The following is a 19,275-nucleotide window of genomic DNA, read 5'->3' on the forward strand; positions in this document are numbered from 1 at the left end:
CGTGCATTCGACCAAATCGATAACGCACCGGAAGAAAAAGCCCGTGGTATCACCATCAACACCTCACACGTTGAATACGACACCCCGACTCGCCACTATGCACACGTTGACTGTCCGGGACACGCCGACTATGTTAAAAACATGATTACCGGTGCGGCGCAAATGGACGGAGCGATTCTGGTTGTGGCGGCAACAGACGGCCCAATGCCGCAAACCCGTGAACACATCCTGTTGGGTCGCCAAGTAGGCGTTCCTTACATCATCGTATTCCTGAACAAATGCGACATGGTTGACGATGAAGAGTTGTTGGAACTGGTTGAAATGGAAGTGCGTGAACTTCTGTCTCAATACGACTTCCCGGGTGATGATACGCCTATCGTGCGTGGTTCTGCGTTGAAAGCGTTGGAAGGCGATGCGGAATGGGAAGCGAAAATCATCGAATTGGCAGAGCACTTGGATACTTACATTCCTGAGCCGGAGCGTGCGATTGACCAACCGTTCCTGTTGCCGATCGAAGACGTATTCTCCATCTCAGGTCGTGGTACCGTCGTGACCGGTCGTGTTGAGCGCGGTATTGTCCGCACTGGTGACGAAGTTGAAATCGTCGGCATCAAAGACACCACCAAAACCACCGTAACCGGTGTTGAAATGTTCCGTAAACTGTTAGACGAAGGTCGTGCAGGGGAGAACATCGGTGCATTGTTGCGTGGTACGAAACGTGAAGAAATCGAACGTGGTCAAGTATTGGCAAAACCGGGTTCAATCACTCCGCACACTGATTTCGAATCAGAAGTGTACGTATTGTCGAAAGACGAAGGTGGTCGTCATACGCCATTCTTCAAAGGCTACCGTCCACAATTCTATTTCCGTACCACAGACGTAACCGGCACAATCGAGTTACCGGAAGGCGTGGAAATGGTTATGCCGGGCGACAACATCAAAATGGTTGTCAGCCTGATTCACCCGATTGCGATGGATCAAGGCTTGCGCTTTGCGATTCGTGAAGGTGGCCGTACTGTTGGTGCGGGTGTTGTTGCGAAAATCATTAAATAATTGATTTTAAATAATCAAATGATGAAAAGGCACTTTTATAGTGCCTTTTTTATATGGGTAATTTGCATATAGCATGAAAAAGACCGATTGAAGAAATTGTGGCTTTTCGTGTAATTGACCTATTCATTGAATAAAGAAAGTGCTACAATCACGCGTTCAAAAATATACAGTTATTCACTGATGCGGATAGAAATAAAGTATGAGTTCAGAAAATACTAAAAAACAAACACTGATAGAAAATCCGGAAGGTAAAGGCAAAGCAACGAATAGTTTGCTTTGGATTCTGGTAGTGTTATTAATTGTACTGGCTGCGGTTGGTAATGCTTATTTTGGCGATGATTTCAATTTGGCCGTACGTGTAGTGGGTGTTGTCGTACTGATGGCGATAGCACTGGGGTTAGCCGCGATAACCAACCAAGGAAAGAAAGCACTTTCTTTTTTGAGAGAGTCCCGTACTGAATTAAGAAAAATTGTTTGGCCTACACGTTCCGAAGCTACGCAGACGACGTTAATTGTTTTCGGTGTCACTGTTGTCGTTTCTTTAGTTTTGTGGGGATTTGATTCTTTGATTATTGCCGTGATTTCATTTTTAACCAACCTGAGATTTTAATTTATGAGTGAGAATACAGCACCTAAAAAACGTTGGTATGTCTTACAAGCGTTTTCCGGCTTTGAAGGCCGTGTCGCCAAAACATTGGTTGAATACATCAAACAGCATAATATGGAAGATCAGTTTGGTGAAGTTTTGGTACCTACGGAAGAAGTGGTTGAAAATATTGGTGGGAAGCGCCGTAAAAGCGAGCGTAAATTTTTCCCCGGTTATGTTTTGGTTCAAATGGAAATGAATGATGATACTTGGCATTTGGTGAGAAGTGTACCGCGTGTGATGGGATTTATTGGCGGGACGCCGGATAAGCCGGCACCGATTTCCAACCGTGAAGCCGATATTATTCTGAACCGTTTGCAGCAAGATGGCGACAAACCAAGACCAAAAACCTTGTTCCAACCAGGAGAAGAAGTTCGAGTCACTGAAGGTCCATTCATGGATTTCAACGGTACGGTGGAAGAAGTTGATTACGATAAGAGTCGCTTGAAAGTTTCCGTATCTATTTTCGGGCGTGCTACGCCGGTAGAATTGGAATTCCGCCAAGTGGAAAAAGCAGTTTAATTCGGTATTATTCGAATAAAAATCATGCAAGTATTTTTCTAGGAAATACTTGAAAAGAAAGTGGTGTTTAATTAAAATACCGCACTTTATAAAACAGGGGAGCCGAAAGGCGATAATACCCGTCAAGAGGAAACTAAAATGGCAAAGAAAGTACAAGCCTACGTTAAGCTGCAAGTTGCGGCCGGTATGGCAAATCCAAGTCCACCGGTTGGTCCTGCATTGGGTCAGCAAGGTGTTAATATCATGGAATTCTGTAAAGCGTTCAATGCGCGTACGGACAGCCTGGAAAAAGGCTTACCGATTCCTGTAGTTATTACAGTTTACGCAGACCGCTCTTTCACTTTTATCACTAAAACACCGCCGGCGGCAGTTTTATTGAAAAAAGCAGCTGGTGTAAAATCCGGATCCGGTAAACCGAATAAAGAAAAAGTCGGTAAAGTAACCCGTCAACAGATTCAGGAAATCGCTGAGACCAAAGCAGCTGATATGACTGGGGCAAGTATTGAAACCAAAATGAAATCTATTGAAGGTACCGCTCGTTCAATGGGCTTGGTAGTGGAGGACTAATCAAATGGCTAAACTAACCAAACGTATGAAAGCGATCCAAGAAAAAGTAGATTCGACTAAAGTATATGAAATCAATGAAGCTGTTGCTTTATTGAAAGAATTGGCGACAGCCAAATTTGTTGAAAGTGTCGATGTTGCCGTTAATTTGGGGATTGAAGCCCGTAAATCCGATCAAAACGTTCGTGGTGCAACCGTATTACCACATGGTACAGGTCGTGACGTGCGTGTTGCGGTATTTACCCAAGGCGCTAACGCAGAAGCGGCAAAAGAGGCCGGTGCCGATCTGGTCGGTATGGACGATTTGGCTGAATTGGTCAAAAAAGGCGAAATGAACTTCGATGTAGTAATTGCTTCTCCGGATGCAATGCGCGTTGTCGGTCAATTGGGTCAAATTTTAGGACCGCGCGGCTTAATGCCGAACCCGAAAGTCGGTACTGTAACACCTAACGTTGCAGAAGCGGTTAAGAATGCAAAATCCGGTCAGGTTCGTTACCGCAATGATAAAAACGGTATCATTCACACTACTATTGGTAAAGTGAGCTTTGAAACCGCACAAATCAAAGAAAACTTGGAAGCATTGTTGGCTGCTTTAGCCAAAGCAAAACCGGCTTCATCTAAAGGCGTGTTTATCAAGAAAGTCAGTTTGTCCACTACAATGGGCGCCGGCGTAACAATTGATCAAACTAGCCTGAGCTAATAAAAACTTTACAGGGTAGCGGATTATGTATATAATCCGTTCCTTATTTTTCGGTTGTTTTCTGACCGAAAATCTGGTTGGTGCTTGACCTCATTCAAGCCTCATCCAAGACCGCAGGGGAATATGCTTTACACTGCAATTTCTTAATTATCCTGCGTAGATGGTGAACTGAACAGAGATAGAAATTTCTGCTTCTGTGCACCGAGAGACGTCCCGATATGCTTGCATGTCGGGTAATTTAAATCCGGGAAACCGGAGTGTATTCAGGAGCTACAAGCCAATGGCATTAAATCTTCAAGACAAACAAGCAATTGTTGCTGAAGTAAACGAAGCAGCCAAAGGTGCCCTATCGGCAGTCATTGCGGATTCCCGTGGTGTAACCGTCGATAAAATGACTGAATTGCGTAAAACCGCGCGTGAAGCCGGTGTCAATATGCGTGTCGTGCGTAATACTTTATTACGTCGTGCGGTAGAAGGCACTGATTACGAGTGTTTAAAAGACGTGATGACAGGTCCGACACTTATCGCTTTTTCTAACGAACATCCGGGTGCTGCGGCACGTCTGTTCAAAGATTTTGCAAAAACAAACGATAAGTTTGAAATTAAAGGCGCCGCCTTCGAAGGTAAGATCCAAGATGTTGAATTCTTAGCAACATTACCGACTTACGAAGAAGCGATTGCACGTTTAATGGGTACTATGAAAGAAGCTGCGGCAGGAAAACTGGTTCGCACTCTTGCGGCATTGCGCGACAAATTACAAGAAGCTGCTTAATTATCAAAGCATTTCTTACCTCGTTTAATTTATTTACTTTAGGAATTGATTGTTATGTCATTAACTAACGAACAAATCATTGAAGCGATTGCTTCTAAATCTGTAACTGAAATCGTAGAATTAATCACTGCGATGGAAGAAAAATTTGGTGTTTCTGCGGCAGCGGCGGCAGTAGCGGTAGCGGCAGGTCCGGCAGAAGCAGCTGAAGAGAAAACTGAATTTGACGTAGTATTAACTGCGGCAGGTGCTAACAAAGTTGCTGTTATCAAAGCGGTACGCAGTGCAACCGGTTTAGGCTTGAAAGAAGCCAAAGACTTGGTTGAATCTGCACCGGCAGCGCTGAAAGAAGGTATCTCTAAAGCTGAAGCCGAAGAACTGAAAAAAGCATTAGAAGAAGCGGGCGCTTCTGTTGAACTCAAATAATTAATTTTATTTGGTTTAAAGCCTATTATAGGCGAATGGCTAGCGGTTTATACTGCTAGCCATTTTGTGCCTTTAAAAAATAGAAGTAAATATGCCGTTTTTTTACTTTTATTCTCGCTTGAAAAATGAGCGTTTTGTTGAATTTTCAAGCCTGCACCGAAGTTTTGCTAGCAATAGCACAAAAGTGCGGTACCAACAAACGGTATCGATAGCATTGCCACCTTGTTAACTTGATCGCAAGTGTGCGCGAATTTTGGGTCACCGATCAGCAAGCAGAGGAACCCTATGGTTTACTCCTATACCGAGAAAAAACGTATTCGTAAAAACTTTGGCAAACGCCAACAAGTTTTAAATGTACCTTATTTATTAACAATCCAAATCGACTCTTTCGATAAATTTATTCAACAAGATCCGGAAGGTCAGCAAGGCCTGGAGGCTGCATTTCGTTCCGTGTTTCCGATTGTCAGCAATAACGGTAGCACGGAATTGCAATATGTGAGCTATAAACTGGGTGAGCCTGTCTTTGATGTGCGTGAATGTCAGATTCGTGGAACCACTTATTCTGCGCCGTTAAGAGTAAAACTGCGTTTGGTCAGCTATGATCGTGATGCTGCCCCGGGAACCGTGAAAGACATCAAAGAAAATGATGTTTATATGGGGGAAATCCCGTTGATGACCGATAACGGAACTTTTGTCATTAACGGTACCGAGCGTGTTATCGTTTCTCAATTACACCGTAGTCCGGGTGTATTTTTCGACAGTGACAAAGGGAAAACACACTCTTCGGGGAAAGTGCTTTACAATGCACGTATCATTCCTTACCGCGGTTCATGGTTGGATTTTGAATTTGATCCGAAAGATAATCTGTTTGCACGGATTGACCGCCGTCGAAAATTACCGGCCACGATTATTTTACGTGCCTTGAATTATTCGACCGAAGAAATTTTGGCACTGTTCTTTGAGAAAGTGAATTTCTCGATCAGCGATAATACGCTTATGATGGATCTTGTTCCTGAGCGTTTGCGCGGCGAAACGGCCAGCTTTGACATTGAAGCGAACGGTACGGTGTATGTTGAACGCGGTCGCCGTATTACCGCCCGTCACATCCGCCTGTTGGAGCAAGATAATATCTCTCAAGTTGTTGTGCCGACCGAATATATTGTCGGTAAAATTGTTGCGAAAGATTATGTTGATCTTGAGAGCGGTGAAATTATCTGTGCAGCCAATACCGAAATCAGTCTGGAGATCTTAGCAAAACTGAGTCAGGCCGGTTATAAGGATATTGAAGTCCTGTTTACCAATGATTTGGATCACGGTCCTTATATTTCAGAAACGTTGCGGGTCGATTCTTCCAGTGATCGTTTAAGTGCATTGGTTGAAATTTACCGTATGATGCGTCCCGGCGAGCCACCGACAAAAGAAGCGGCGGAATCGTTATTTGATAATCTGTTCTTCTCTAGCGATCGTTATGATTTATCAGCGGTCGGACGGATGAAGTTTAACCGCTCTTTGAGTATTCCCGAAGGGGAAGGCAGTGGTATCCTGAGCAATGACGATATTGTTCTGGTGATGAAAAAACTGATTGAAATCCGTAATGGTCGCGGTGAAGTCGATGACATCGACCATTTGGGTAACCGCCGTATCCGTTCTGTGGGTGAAATGGCCGAGAACCAATTCCGAATCGGCTTGGTGCGCGTTGAAAGAGCGGTTAGAGAGCGTCTTTCTTTAGGCGATCTGGACGGTGTGACACCGCAAGACTTGATCAATGCTAAACCGATTTCGGCAGCGGTGAAAGAGTTTTTCGGTTCTTCCCAATTGTCGCAATTTATGGATCAAAACAATCCATTGTCAGAAGTAACGCATAAACGTCGTATTTCAGCCTTGGGGCCGGGCGGTTTGACCCGTGAAAGAGCCGGCTTTGAGGTGCGTGACGTTCATGCCACTCACTACGGACGTGTTTGCCCGATTGAAACGCCGGAAGGACCGAATATCGGTTTGATCAACTCATTGTCCGTGTATGCCCGGACTAATGATTATGGCTTCTTAGAAACGCCGTATCGTAAAGTGGTTGACGGTCAGGTAACGGAAGAGATCGAATATTTGTCGGCAATTGAAGAAGGCAAATATGTGATTGCGCAGGCAAACTCAAATTTGGATGAAGATTCCCGTTTTACCGATGCATTTGTCACCTGTCGTGGTGAACACGGCGAATCCGGACTGTATCGTGCGGAAGATATCCATTATATGGACGTTTCCACCCAGCAGGTTGTTTCTGTTGCTGCCGCATTGATTCCTTTCCTTGAGCATGACGATGCCAACCGTGCCTTGATGGGTGCGAACATGCAGCGTCAGGCAGTACCGACTTTGCGGGCGGATAAACCGTTGGTCGGAACCGGGATTGAAAAAGCGGTTGCGGTCGACTCGGGGGTAACCGTGGTCGCAAAACGCGGCGGTTATGTTCAATATATTGATGCTTCCCGTATCGTGATTAAAGTCAATGAAGATGAAACCGTGCCGGGCGAAGCAGGCATTGATATTTATAACTTGACCAAATACACCCGTTCCAACCAGAACACCTGTATCAATCAGGTGCCTTGCATTTCATTGGGCGAACCGATTGAGCGCGGTGAAGTACTGGCTGACGGCCCTTCAACCGATTTGGGTGAACTGGCGCTAGGTCAAAATATGCGCGTGGCATTTATGCCATGGAACGGCTACAATTTTGAAGACTCGATGTTAGTGTCCGAGCGCGTGGTGCAGGAAGATCGTTTTACCACTATTCACATTCAAGAACTGACTGCGGTAGCACGTGATACCAAATTAGGTGCGGAAGAGATTACGGCCGATATTCCTAACGTCGGTGAAGCGGCGCTGAGCAAGTTGGATGAATCCGGTATCGTGTATATCGGGGCGGAAGTGAAAGGCGGCGATATTCTGGTCGGTAAAGTGACACCGAAAGGTGAAACGCAATTAACGCCGGAAGAAAAATTACTGCGTGCCATTTTCGGTGAGAAAGCTTCTGATGTGAAAGATTCTTCATTGCGTGTGCCAAATAGTGTTTCCGGGACAGTGATTGACGTGCAAGTCTTTACCCGTGACGGTGTAGAGAAAGACAAGCGTGCGCTCGAAATCGAAGAAATGCAGTTGAAGCAAGCCAAGAAAGATTTGGTTGAAGAGCTGGAAATCTTGGAAGCCGGTTTGTTTACCCGTGTACGCAATTTGTTGTTAAATAACGGTTTTGATGAAAAACAACTGGATAAACTGACACGCAATCAATGGTTGGAGCAATCTTTGAGTGATGAAAATCTGCAAAACCAGCTGGAACAGTTGGCAGAACAGCACGAAGAATTGCGCAAAGACTTTGAACGTAAACTGGAAATCAAACGCAACAAGATTATTCAAGGCGATGATTTGGCACCGGGTGTGTTGAAAATCGTTAAAGTTTATCTTGCGGTGAAACGTCAAATTCAGCCCGGCGATAAAATGGCGGGGCGTCACGGTAACAAAGGGGTTATCTCAAAAATCAACCCGGTTGAAGACATGCCGTACGACGAAAACGGGCAGCCCGTCGATATCGTTTTGAACCCGCTGGGGGTTCCGTCACGGATGAATATCGGGCAGATTCTGGAAACTCATTTGGGATTGGCGGCAAAAGGAATCGGTGACAAGATCAACGCCATGATTAAACAGCAGCAGTCTGTGGCAAAATTACGTGAATATATTCAGCGTGCCTATGACTTGGGTGATGTTTCCCAACAAGTGGATTTATCAACTTTCAGTGATGACGAAGTGATTCGCCTGGCACAAAATCTGCGTAAAGGGATGCCGTTGGCCACTCCGGTGTTTGACGGTGCGCATGAAAGTGAAATCAAAGGCTTGCTGCAGTTGGCGGATTTACCGACTTCCGGTCAGATTACCTTGTTTGACGGACGTACCGGCGAGAAATTCGAGCGTCCGGTTACAGTCGGCTATATGTATATGCTGAAACTGAATCACTTGGTTGACGATAAAATGCATGCCCGCTCGACCGGCTCTTATAGCTTGGTTACCCAACAGCCGCTGGGCGGTAAAGCCCAATTTGGGGGACAACGGTTCGGGGAGATGGAAGTCTGGGCATTGGAAGCTTATGGTGCCGCTTACACCCTGCAAGAGATGTTGACCGTGAAATCCGATGACGTGAACGGTCGAACCAAAATGTATAAAAACATTGTGGACGGCTCTCACCAAATGGAACCGGGTATGCCGGAATCGTTCAATGTATTGTTGAAAGAGATTCGTTCTCTGGGTATCAACATTGATTTGGATGAAGACCAGTAAGGTTAGCGTTTCGAGATAGAAAGTATGCTCAAGTGCGGTCTGACCGCACTTGAATTAAGTTTAACTCCGACAGGAGCAAATCTGTGAAAGACTTAGTCAAGTTTTTGAAAGCACAAACAAAATCTTCTGAAGATTTTGATGTGATTAAAATCGGCCTCGCCTCGCCGGATATGATCCGTTCATGGTCATTCGGGGAAGTGAAAAAACCGGAAACCATCAACTACCGCACTTTCAAGCCGGAACGTGACGGCTTGTTCTGTGCGCGTATTTTCGGGCCGGTAAAAGATTATGAATGCTTATGCGGCAAATATAAGCGTCTGAAACATCGCGGCGTGATCTGTGAAAAATGCGGCGTTGAAGTGACACAAACCAAAGTGCGTCGTGAACGCATGGGGCATATTGAGTTGGCTTCTCCGGTCGCTCACATCTGGTTCTTGAAATCGTTGCCGTCCCGTATCGGCTTGCTGTTGGATATGCCGTTGCGTGATATTGAGCGTGTGCTGTATTTCGAATCTTATATCGTGACCGAACCGGGCATGACGGATCTGGAACGTGGACAATTGCTGACCGAAGAGCAATTCATGGATGCCGAAGATCGCTGGGCGGACGAATTTGAAGCGAAAATGGGGGCGGAAGCCATCCAGCATTTGTTACAGCAAATGGATTTGGCACACGAGTGTGAAACCCTGCGTGAAGAACTGCAAGAAACCAGCTCTGAAACCAAACGCAAAAAAATTACCAAGCGCTTGAAATTACTGGAAGCCTTTATCCAATCCGGCAATAATCCGGAATGGATGGTGCTGACCGTGTTGCCGGTATTACCGCCGGATCTACGTCCGTTGGTGCCGCTGGACGGCGGTCGTTTTGCGACCTCTGATCTGAACGATTTGTATCGTCGAGTGATCAACCGTAATAACCGTTTAAAACGTTTATTGGATCTGGTTGCGCCGGATATTATCGTACGCAATGAAAAACGTATGTTGCAGGAATCGGTTGATGCCTTGCTGGACAACGGTCGCCGTGGTCGTGCGATTACCGGTTCCAACAAACGGGCATTGAAATCCCTTGCCGACATGATTAAAGGGAAACAAGGACGTTTCCGTCAAAACCTATTGGGGAAACGTGTCGACTATTCCGGCCGTTCGGTGATTACCGTCGGTCCATATTTGCATCTGCACCAATGCGGGTTGCCGAAAAAAATGGCGCTGGAACTGTTCCGACCGTTTATCTATGCCAAACTGGAAAGTCAAGGCTATGCTTCAACCATTAAAGCCGCCAAGAAAATGGTCGAGCGTGAAGATGCGATTGTCTGGGATATTTTGGCCGATGTGATTCGCGAACACCCGATTCTGTTAAACCGTGCGCCAACCTTGCACCGTTTGGGGATTCAGGCGTTTGAACCGCTCTTGATCGAAGGCAAAGCGATCCAGTTGCACCCGTTGGTGTGTGCTGCGTTTAATGCCGACTTTGACGGCGACCAAATGGCAGTACACGTGCCGTTGACGTTGGAAGCCCAACTGGAAGCGCGTGCATTGATGATGTCGACCAATAATATTTTGTCGCCGGCGAACGGCGAACCGATTATTGTTCCGTCGCAAGACGTAGTATTGGGTCTGTATTACATGACCCGCGAAAAAGTTAACGCCAAGGGCGAAGGCATGTATCTGCAAAATCCGCTGGAGGCTGAAAAGGCCTACCGTACCGGAGAAGCGGAACTACATGCCCGTGTGAAAGTGCGGATCACCGAATATGTTAAATCTTCCAGCAATGAATTTGAGGCGGTGACCACCCTGACCGAAACTACGATTGGGCGAGCGATTTTGTGGATGATTGCGCCGAAAGGTATGCCGTTTGAATTGTTCAACCAAACGTTAGGCAAAAAAGCGATTTCTCGTTTGATCAATGCCTGCTATCGTCTGTTGGGCATGAAAGCAAGTGTTATTTTTGCCGACCAAATCATGTATACCGGTTTTGCCTATGCGGCACGTTCGGGGGCTTCGGTCGGGATTGACGATATGGTAATCCCTGAACAGAAGCATGAAATTATTTCTGCGGCGGAAAGCGAAGTCGAAGAGATTCAGGAGCAGTTCCAGTCCGGTTTGGTAACTGCCGGTGAGCGTTATAATAAAGTAATCGATATTTGGGCGGCGGCGAATGAGCGTGTCGCCAAAGCGATGATGGACAACCTTTCGACCGAAGAAGTGGTTAACCGTGACGGCGAATTGGAAAAACAAGCGTCTTTCAACAGTATCTTTATGATGGCGGATTCCGGTGCGCGGGGTTCTGCAGCACAGATTCGTCAGTTGGCGGGAATGCGTGGCTTGATGGCACGTCCGGACGGCTCGATTATCGAAACACCGATTACTGCGAATTTCCGTGAAGGGTTGAACGTACTACAATACTTTATTTCAACCCACGGAGCGCGTAAAGGGTTGGCGGATACCGCACTTAAAACGGCGAACTCCGGTTATTTGACCCGTCGTTTGGTTGATGTGGCGCAAGATTTGGTGATCGTAGAAGATGATTGCGGCACTGAAGAAGGGATCGTCATGACGCCGTTGATCGAAGGCGGCGATGTGAAAGAAGCCTTGCGTGAACGTGTTTTAGGGCGGGTTGTGGCCGAAGACATACTGGTTCCGGGAACGGATCAAGTCTTGATTGCACGCAATACGTTACTTGATGAAAAATTGTGTGATGTGATTGACGCCAATTCCGTCGACAGCATCAAAGTGCGGTCAGTGGTAACCTGTAGCACCGATTTCGGCGTATGTGCCAAATGTTACGGCCGTGATTTGGCGCGCGGACATTTGATCAATAACGGTGAAGCGGTCGGGGTTATTGCGGCACAATCTATCGGGGAACCGGGAACACAGCTGACGATGCGGACTTTCCATATCGGGGGGGCGGCATCGAGAGCGGCTTCCGAATCCAGTATTCAGATCAAAAACAATGGCAGCATTCGCTTGGCTAATGCGAAATTTGTTACGAACAAAGACGGCAAACTGGTCATTACCTCGCGTAATACCGAATTGACGGTGATTGATGCTTTCGGGCGTACCAAAGAGAACTATAAAGTGCCTTACGGTGCGATTCTGAGCAAAAACGACGGCAGCGAAGTTAATGCCGGCGAAATCATCGCCAACTGGGATCCGCATACCATGCCGGTTATCTCTGAGGTGGAAGGTCGAGTGGAATTCGTCGATATTATCGACGGTGTCACAGTGACGCGCCAAACCGATGAACTGACAGGCTTGTCTTCCGTCGTGATTCAAGATGTCGGTGAACGTGCTACCGCAGGGAAAGATTTACGTCCGGCATTGCGTATCGTCGATGCTAAAGGTAATCCGGTATTGATCACGGGTACTGATGTGCCGGCGCAATACTTCCTGCCGGGCAAAGCGATTGTGACGTTGGACGACAATGCCAATATCAGCATCGGTGAGCCGTTGGCGCGTATTCCGCAAGAATCTGCCGGCACGAAAGATATTACCGGTGGTTTGCCGCGCGTAGCGGACTTGTTTGAAGCGCGTAAACCGAAAGAGCCTGCGATTATGGCGGAAATTTCCGGTGTCGTCTCGTTTGGTAAAGAAACCAAAGGCAAACGTCGCTTATTGATTACACCGAGCGAAGGCGAAGTGTATGAAGAGATGATTCCGAAATGGCGTCAGCTGAACGTGTTTGAGGGCGAATTGGTCTCCCGCGGCGATATTATTTCGGAAGGGGCGGAAACGCCGCACGATATTCTGCGCCTGCGCGGTATCCATGCCGTGACCGACTATATCGTGAACGAAGTTCAGGAAGTTTATCGCCTGCAAGGGGTAAAAATTAACGATAAGCACATCGAAGTTATCGTTCGTCAAATGCTGCGTAAAGGGATTATTACTCAGGCTCACGACTCTGAATTCCTGGAAGGGGAGCAAGTGGAAGTGGCGCGCGTTAAAATCGTTAACCGTCAGCGTGAAGCCGAAGGCAAACCGCCGGTGGAATTCGAACGCGAACTGCTGGGGATTACCAAAGCATCGTTGGCAACCGAATCCTTTATCTCTGCGGCATCATTCCAGGAAACCACACGCGTGTTGACTGAAGCGGCGGTTGCGGGGAAACGTGACGAGTTGCGTGGTCTCAAAGAGAACGTGATTGTCGGTCGTTTGATTCCGGCCGGTACCGGTTATGTTTATCACCAAAACCGTCACAACGGTAAAGGCATTAAATCGGAAAATGTCCCGTTGGAAGAGATCGATAGCAAGTTTGATGCCGATGAAGCGACGGCAAATCTGGCAGAAATGCTGAATATGTCCGCTGAATTCGAGTAAGTGATTTTGGCTGCGGCCAAAATCTGACGGAATAAAACCCAAAGTGCGGTGCGCTTTGGGTTTTTTTGTTAGGCTTATTTAGCAAAACATTGAAATTCCCTTTATAATAACCGCACTTGAAAGCAACACGGGCAGATTCAGCATGAAACAGATTCAAGCGCAGGATTTCGGTTATTGGTTATTGACCAAAGGCAGCGCCGTTTATTTACAGCAAGGCGAATTGCCATGCGGGACGGCAGTGGATTTGGCGCTGGCCGGTAAACCCGGTATGGTGATCGGCGAATACCGTGATGCGCCTTTGTGGCTGGTGGAAGAGTTTGAGGATACGCGCGATTATTTTTCTTTACGCGATCAGCTGGTACTGCCGGAGCGAACCTTTAATCTGCTCAATCGTGGTGTGGCATTGAACCATTTTTGGAAAACGCACCGTTTTTGCGGCGTTTGCGGCAATCGGACGAGAACACTGACGCCGCATGAATGGGCGGTGGAATGCCGTGTTTGCCGACACCGCACTTATCCGATGATTGCGCCTTCCATTATCGTGGCGGTGCGCAAAGGCGATTCGATTTTATTGGCAAATCATGCACGGCACGTACAAGAAAAACTCTATACCGTGCTGGCGGGGTTTGTCGAAGTCGGGGAAACGCTGGAACAGACGGTCGAGCGGGAAGTGTTTGAAGAGAGCGGTTTAAAAATTAAAAATATCCGCTATATCGGCAGCCAGCCTTGGTCGTTTCCCAATTCCCTCATGTTGGGATTTTTGGCGGATTATGACGGCGGCGAGATCAAGGTGCAGAAAGAAGAACTAAACGATGCCGGCTGGTTTAAATATGATTCCGGCTTACCGGCATTGCCGCCTGAAGGCACGATTGCGCTGAAATTGATTAAAATGACACAAGCGATTTGTGCACTGGAAGATAAAAATAAGGAAGAGACTACAGCATGACAGCATTAAAGAATGATCGTTATTTACGTGCGCTATTGCGCCAACCTATCGATATGACACCGATTTGGATGATGCGTCAGGCAGGCCGTTATTTGCCGGAATACAAAGCGACTCGTGCGCAAGCCGGCGATTTTATGGCGTTGTGCCGTAATGCGGAGCTGGCTTGTGAAGTGACGTTACAGCCGTTGCGCCGTTATGCACTGGATGCTGCGATTCTGTTTTCCGATATTTTAACCATTCCCGATGCGATGGGATTGGGCTTGAGTTTTGGTGCCGGTGAAGGGCCGAAATTTGCCAAACCGATTGAAAATCAGCGTGATGTGGCGAATTTACCGATTCCTGATCCGGAGCAAGAGCTACAGTATGTCATGAATGCCGTGCGCACGATTTCTCAGGCGTTAGACGGCAGTGTGCCGCTGATCGGTTTTTCCGGTAGTCCGTGGACATTGGCGACTTACATGGTGGAAGGCGGCGGCAGTAAAGCTTTCACTAAAATTAAAAAAATGTTGTATGCCGAACCGCACTTGCTGCATCAACTGTTGGATAAACTGGCGGACAGCGTGATTTTATATTTGAATGCGCAGATCCGGGCCGGGGCGCAGGCGGTGATGATTTTCGATACCTGGGGCGGTGTTTTGGCGCATCGGGATTATCGGGATTTCTCATTGCAATATATGCACAAAATTGTAGCGGGTCTTATTCGTGAATATCGTGGTCGGCGCGTGCCGGTCACCTTGTTTACCAAAGGCGGCGGTTTATGGCTGGAAGCGATTGCCGACACCGGTTGTGATGCGGTCGGATTGGACTGGACGGTCAATCTGGCGCAGGCAAGGGAACGAATCGGGCACAAAGTGGCGCTACAGGGCAATATGGATCCGAGCGTGTTGTATGCGGGCAAAGTGCGGATCGAACAAGAAGTTCAACAAATTTTGCACGATTTCGGCACGGGCAGCGGCCATGTATTTAATCTGGGGCACGGCATTCATCAGGATGTGCCGCAAGAGAGCCCGGCTTATCTGGTCGATGCCGTCCACCGCTTATCACAACCTTATCATCAGGCAGGAAAATAATCTATGCGCAATCCGATTCAAAAACGTCTGGAGCATTTTGAAACTTGGCAGCATTTAGCATTTATGCTGTGCTTGTGCGAAAGAATGTACCCGAATTTTCAGCTTTTTTGCCAAATGCACGACAAGGCGCAAGAGAGTAAGACTTATCAAAATATTCTGAATTTGGTGTGGGAATATCTGACCGTTAAAGGCGCCAAAATTAATTTTGAATCACAGTTGGAAAAGCTGGAAGCGATTATTCCGGATATCAATGAGTATGATTCTTATGGTGTTTTTCCGGCAGCAGATGCTTGTGAAGGCTTGTCGGAAGTGTTGCATACCATTATTTCAGGTTCCAGTCTGGAGCAGGCGATTCTGGTCAGTAAATTGTCGTTACAGACGGTGGCTGCCTTGTTGGAAACCGAACAAGACCGCACGCTGAATGAACAGGAGTTGAAGCAAGCGGAAGAGATTCAGCAGGAGTTGGACGTGCAATGGCTGATATACCGCACTCTGCACGAGGCGGAGGAAAGGGATATCGCTTTGCTGTTAAGTTTGAAAAATGAGTTGCGCGAGGAAGGAATAAGTAATATTGGTATAAAAATTGACCGGTAAATGTGATTTTTCGCAAGATTTCATGATTTATGACTTTCAATCTCAAGCAACTTAGATTAATCTTACGATACTGTTTTTAGACAGCTGTTGAACCAGGAATATTGATATATTCAATCCATACAAAAGCTTAACTTAAACATCAATAACAAGGGGTACTATCTTATGAATAAAGCAGAATTAATCGATGCAATTGCATCTGCTGCAGAGTTAAACAAAAAACAAGCTAAAGCAGCTTTGGAAGCAACATTGACTGCTATCACCGACAGCTTAAAAGCCGGTGACGCAGTGCAATTGATCGGTTTTGGTACGTTTAAAGTCAACCAGCGTCAGGCGCGTACCGGTCGCAATCCGCAAACCGGACAGGAAATCCAAATCGCGGCAGCGAAAGTTCCTGCGTTTGTTTCCGGTAAAGCGTTGAAAGATGCTATCAAATAAGAACAGGTAGTACCGAACATAACCTCTGTGTATCACAGAGGTTTTTTTATGTCTGAAATTTATTGCCGATGAAAAAGCTTGTCGTGTTACCGTATGTATTTTGCAGCGGTCGGACAAGATGAAACGAAAACAGTATTGCACATACCGATTTAACACTATATAATTCCGAATCGAAACTTATAATAACCGTTTGGAAAGATATTTTGTCAAAACGAAACAGCATCCAACGTCGTCACTTGATTATGCAGCTATTACAGCAGCAGGGCGAGGTGTCGGTAGAAAGTCTGGTACAACATTTTAATACGTCTGAAGTGACGATTCGTAAGGATCTGACCGCACTTGAAAGCAACGGTTTGTTGTTGCGCCGTTATGGCGGTGCGGTTTTGATGCCGAGTGAAATTTTGTCCGACGAGCAGGATGAAGCGTTTTCGCAAAGCAAATTGGCAATTGCGCAGGCGGCTGCGGCACGTATTCGTGATCATAATCGGATTATTATCGACTCCGGCAGTACAACGGCGGCGCTAATCAGACAGCTGACTCCTAAACAGGGACTGGTGGTGATGACCAACTCACTGACCGTTGCCAATCAATTGACCGAGCTGGAAAACGAACCGACGTTATTGATGACGGGCGGTACGTGGGATATCCGTTCGGAATCTTTTCAAGGGCAAATCGCCGAACAAGTACTGCGTTCTTATGATTTTGATCAACTGTTTATCGGTGCCGACGGCATTGATTTAGCCAGAGGCACGACGACATTCAACGAGCTGGTCGGTTTAAGCCGTGTCATGGCGGAAACGGCCCGTGAAGTGGTGGTGATGGTTGAATCGCAAAAAATCGGCCGCAAGATGCCTAATTTGGAATTAAGTTGGGATCAAATCGATGTGTTGATCACCGATAACCAAATTGCCGATGAGATGGCGGCACAAATAGAAGCGCATCATGTCGACGTCGTATCGGCAAGCTGATTTTACTATCGTTTATTAATATAGAGGAAAACCTATGTGTGGAATTGTTGGTGCGGTAGCACAACGTGACGTGGCGGAAATTTTAATCGAGGGCTTACATCGTTTGGAATACCGCGGTTATGATTCGGCCGGCGTTGCGGTGGTGGATGAACGGCATAATTTGCAACGGGTGCGTTGTCTGGGCAAAGTCAAGGCGTTGGACGATGCCGTTGCCAAACAGCCGTTAATCGGCGGCACGGGGATTGCGCATACCCGTTGGGCAACTCATGGCGAACCGTCGGAAGCCAATGCGCATCCGCACGTTTCCGGCAATATCACGGTGGTGCATAACGGTATCATCGAAAACCATGAAGAGTTGCGTGAAATCTTAAAAGCGCGCGGCTATCAATTTCTGTCGCAAACCGATACCGAAGTAATCGCGCATTTGGTGGAGTGGGAATACCGCACTTCAACCAATTTACTGGAAGCGGTACAAAAAACCGTTAAACAGCTGAGCGGTGCGTACGGCATGGTGGTGCTGCATCGTGAACAGCCTGAACATTTAATTGCCGCCCGTTCCGGCAGTCCGTTGGTGATCGGATTGGGTTTAGGTGAAAATTTTCTTGCCTCCGACCAGCTGGCGTTGTTAAGCGTCACCCGCCGTTTCATCTTTCTGGAAGAGGGCGATATTGCCGAAATCAGCCGTCGTGCCATTGATATTTATAGTCGTGAAGGTGATAAAGCCGAGCGTCAAATTCATGAATCCAATTTGGAAAATGATGCGGCTGAAAAAGGCAAATACCGCCACTTTATGCAAAAAGAAATCTTTGAGCAACCGACCGCAATTGTGAATACCCTAGAGGGGCGTATCGCCAATGATTCGGTTATTATTGAGAGTATTGGTAACGGCGCACGTGAAATTTTGGAAAACGTAGAACACGTGCAAATTGTAGCCTGTGGGACTTCGTATAATTCGGGTATGGCGGCGCGTTATTGGTTTGAAGCCTTGGCAGGGGTGAGCTGTGATGTGGAAATTGCCTCCGAGTTTCGCTACCGTAAATTTGTAACCCGTCCGAACAGCCTGCTGTTGACGCTTTCACAATCGGGCGAAACCGCCGATACGTTGGCGGCGTTGCGTCTTGCCAAAGAAAAAGGCTATATGTCGGCAATGACGATTTGTAACGTATCCGGCTCATCGCTGGTGCGTGAATCCGATTTGGCGTTTATGACCCGCGCCGGTGTGGAAATCGGCGTGGCATCGACCAAAGCGTTTACTACTCAGCTGGCAACTATGTTGCTATTGGTGCTGGCGATCGGCAAACTTAACGGCAATATTTCTGCGGAAAAAGAACGTGAAATCATCAAATCGTTGCAAAGTTTACCGGCGAAAATTGAGCAAGCATTGGCGTTTGATGCCGCAATTGAGAAACTGTCGGAAGATTTTGCCGAGAAGCATCATGCGCTATTCTTGGGGCGCGGCGAATATTACCCGATTGCAATGGAAGCGGCACTCAAACTAAAAGAAATTTCGTATATTCATGCCGAAGCGTATGCCGCAGGTGAATTAAAACACGGGCCGTTGGCACTGATTGATGCCGATATGCCGGTGATTGTGGTAGCGCCCAATAATGAATTATTGGAAAAATTGAAATCCAATATTGAAGAAGTTCGTGCCCGCGGTGGTCAGCTGTATGTATTTGCCGATGAAAAAGCCGGTTTCAGCTCCGGCGACGGCATGAAAATCATCACCATGCCGGAAGTGGATGAAGTGGTAGCGCCAATTTTCTATACCGTCCCAATGCAGCTACTGGCATATCATGTTGCGTTAATCAAAGGCACTGATGTTGACCAACCTCGGAATCTAGCAAAAGCGGTAACGGTAGAGTAAGCGCTTGCCGACGTCAGACCGCACTTTGCTATAAAAAGTAAAGTGCGGTTTTTGTTTCAGCGTTTTACAGCTAAAATCACATATG

15 protein-coding genes are annotated in these 19,275 nt (G+C 47.0%); all 15 read left to right on the forward strand.

Going from position 1 to position 19,275, the window contains the following annotated elements; all coding sequences use genetic code 11:
* Positions 1-1,053, forward strand: a 1,053-nt coding sequence (tuf, locus tag OA57_RS10095) for an elongation factor Tu (protein ID WP_034617226.1), incomplete at its 5' end; no start/stop codon positions are given.
* 199 nt (positions 1,054-1,252) lie between these two features.
* Entirely contained in the window at positions 1,253-1,663 is a 411-nt protein-coding gene (gene secE / locus OA57_RS10100) for a preprotein translocase subunit SecE (RefSeq protein WP_034617229.1), read from the forward strand.
* Between the two features lie 3 nt (positions 1,664-1,666).
* On the forward strand, positions 1,667-2,221 hold the full coding sequence (nusG, locus tag OA57_RS10105; protein ID WP_034617232.1) for a transcription termination/antitermination protein NusG: 555 nt from the start codon (positions 1,667-1,669) through the stop codon (positions 2,219-2,221).
* 138 nt (positions 2,222-2,359) lie between these two features.
* Positions 2,360-2,788, forward strand: coding sequence for a 50S ribosomal protein L11 (rplK, locus tag OA57_RS10110; RefSeq protein WP_034617235.1), 429 nt, complete (start codon positions 2,360-2,362; stop codon positions 2,786-2,788).
* A 4-nt stretch (positions 2,789-2,792) separates the two neighbouring features.
* Entirely contained in the window at positions 2,793-3,485 is a 693-nt protein-coding gene (rplA, locus tag OA57_RS10115) for a 50S ribosomal protein L1 (RefSeq protein ID WP_034617237.1), read from the forward strand.
* Positions 3,486-3,765: 280 nt separating this feature from the next.
* Positions 3,766-4,257: a 50S ribosomal protein L10 gene (rplJ, locus tag OA57_RS10120; protein ID WP_034617238.1), complete on the forward strand. Its 492-nt coding sequence runs from the start codon at positions 3,766-3,768 to the stop codon at positions 4,255-4,257.
* 54 nt (positions 4,258-4,311) lie between these two features.
* Positions 4,312-4,680: a 50S ribosomal protein L7/L12 gene (rplL, locus tag OA57_RS10125; RefSeq protein WP_034617250.1), complete on the forward strand. Its 369-nt coding sequence runs from the start codon at positions 4,312-4,314 to the stop codon at positions 4,678-4,680.
* A 285-nt stretch (positions 4,681-4,965) separates the two neighbouring features.
* Entirely contained in the window at positions 4,966-8,997 is a 4,032-nt protein-coding gene (gene rpoB, locus OA57_RS10130) for a DNA-directed RNA polymerase subunit beta (protein ID WP_034617262.1), read from the forward strand.
* Between the two features lie 83 nt (positions 8,998-9,080).
* Positions 9,081-13,310: a DNA-directed RNA polymerase subunit beta' gene (gene rpoC / locus OA57_RS10135; RefSeq protein WP_034617273.1), complete on the forward strand. Its 4,230-nt coding sequence runs from the start codon at positions 9,081-9,083 to the stop codon at positions 13,308-13,310.
* A gap of 142 nt (positions 13,311-13,452) precedes the next feature.
* Complete coding sequence (nudC, locus tag OA57_RS10140) at positions 13,453-14,256, forward strand: NAD(+) diphosphatase (protein ID WP_034617281.1); 804 nt, start codon at positions 13,453-13,455, stop codon at positions 14,254-14,256.
* Positions 14,253-15,326 (forward strand): uroporphyrinogen decarboxylase, encoded by a 1,074-nt coding sequence (gene hemE, locus OA57_RS10145; RefSeq protein WP_034617284.1) that lies wholly within the window; start codon positions 14,253-14,255, stop codon positions 15,324-15,326. Before nudC ends, hemE begins: the two co-directional genes overlap by 4 nt.
* A 3-nt stretch (positions 15,327-15,329) precedes the next feature.
* Positions 15,330-15,920: a YjaG family protein gene (locus OA57_RS10150; protein ID WP_034617287.1), complete on the forward strand. Its 591-nt coding sequence runs from the start codon at positions 15,330-15,332 to the stop codon at positions 15,918-15,920.
* A gap of 162 nt (positions 15,921-16,082) precedes the next feature.
* Positions 16,083-16,355, forward strand: coding sequence for an HU family DNA-binding protein (locus OA57_RS10155; RefSeq protein WP_034617290.1), 273 nt, complete (start codon positions 16,083-16,085; stop codon positions 16,353-16,355).
* Positions 16,356-16,558: 203 nt separating this feature from the next.
* Positions 16,559-17,323 (forward strand): DeoR/GlpR family DNA-binding transcription regulator, encoded by a 765-nt coding sequence (locus tag OA57_RS10160; RefSeq protein WP_268746711.1) that lies wholly within the window; start codon positions 16,559-16,561, stop codon positions 17,321-17,323.
* A gap of 34 nt (positions 17,324-17,357) precedes the next feature.
* Positions 17,358-19,190, forward strand: a complete 1,833-nt coding sequence (glmS, locus tag OA57_RS10165; RefSeq protein WP_034617294.1) for a glutamine--fructose-6-phosphate transaminase (isomerizing) — start codon at positions 17,358-17,360, stop codon at positions 19,188-19,190.
* Positions 19,191-19,275 lie beyond the last annotated feature (85 nt).

It is taken from the genome of Chelonobacter oris (genome assembly GCF_000772535.1).
GTDB classification, from domain to species: domain Bacteria; phylum Pseudomonadota; class Gammaproteobacteria; order Enterobacterales; family Pasteurellaceae; genus Chelonobacter; species Chelonobacter oris.

Excerpts from the sequence above, each read along its gene's own strand:
- secE (WP_034617229.1), top strand. The coding sequence starts at position 1,253 with ATGAGTTCAGAAAATACTAAAAAACAAACACTGATAGAAAATCCGGAA.
- nusG (WP_034617232.1), top strand. The coding sequence starts at position 1,667 with ATGAGTGAGAATACAGCACCTAAAAAACGTTGGTATGTCTTACAAGCG.
- rplK (WP_034617235.1), top strand. The coding sequence starts at position 2,360 with ATGGCAAAGAAAGTACAAGCCTACGTTAAGCTGCAAGTTGCGGCCGGT.
- rplA (WP_034617237.1), top strand. The coding sequence starts at position 2,793 with ATGGCTAAACTAACCAAACGTATGAAAGCGATCCAAGAAAAAGTAGAT.
- rplJ (WP_034617238.1), top strand. The coding sequence starts at position 3,766 with ATGGCATTAAATCTTCAAGACAAACAAGCAATTGTTGCTGAAGTAAAC.
- rplL (WP_034617250.1), top strand. The coding sequence starts at position 4,312 with ATGTCATTAACTAACGAACAAATCATTGAAGCGATTGCTTCTAAATCT.
- rpoB (WP_034617262.1), top strand. The coding sequence starts at position 4,966 with ATGGTTTACTCCTATACCGAGAAAAAACGTATTCGTAAAAACTTTGGC.
- nudC (WP_034617281.1), top strand. The coding sequence starts at position 13,453 with ATGAAACAGATTCAAGCGCAGGATTTCGGTTATTGGTTATTGACCAAA.
- hemE (WP_034617284.1), top strand. The coding sequence starts at position 14,253 with ATGACAGCATTAAAGAATGATCGTTATTTACGTGCGCTATTGCGCCAA.
- OA57_RS10150 (WP_034617287.1), top strand. The coding sequence starts at position 15,330 with ATGCGCAATCCGATTCAAAAACGTCTGGAGCATTTTGAAACTTGGCAG.
- OA57_RS10155 (WP_034617290.1), top strand. The coding sequence starts at position 16,083 with ATGAATAAAGCAGAATTAATCGATGCAATTGCATCTGCTGCAGAGTTA.
- glmS (WP_034617294.1), top strand. The coding sequence starts at position 17,358 with ATGTGTGGAATTGTTGGTGCGGTAGCACAACGTGACGTGGCGGAAATT.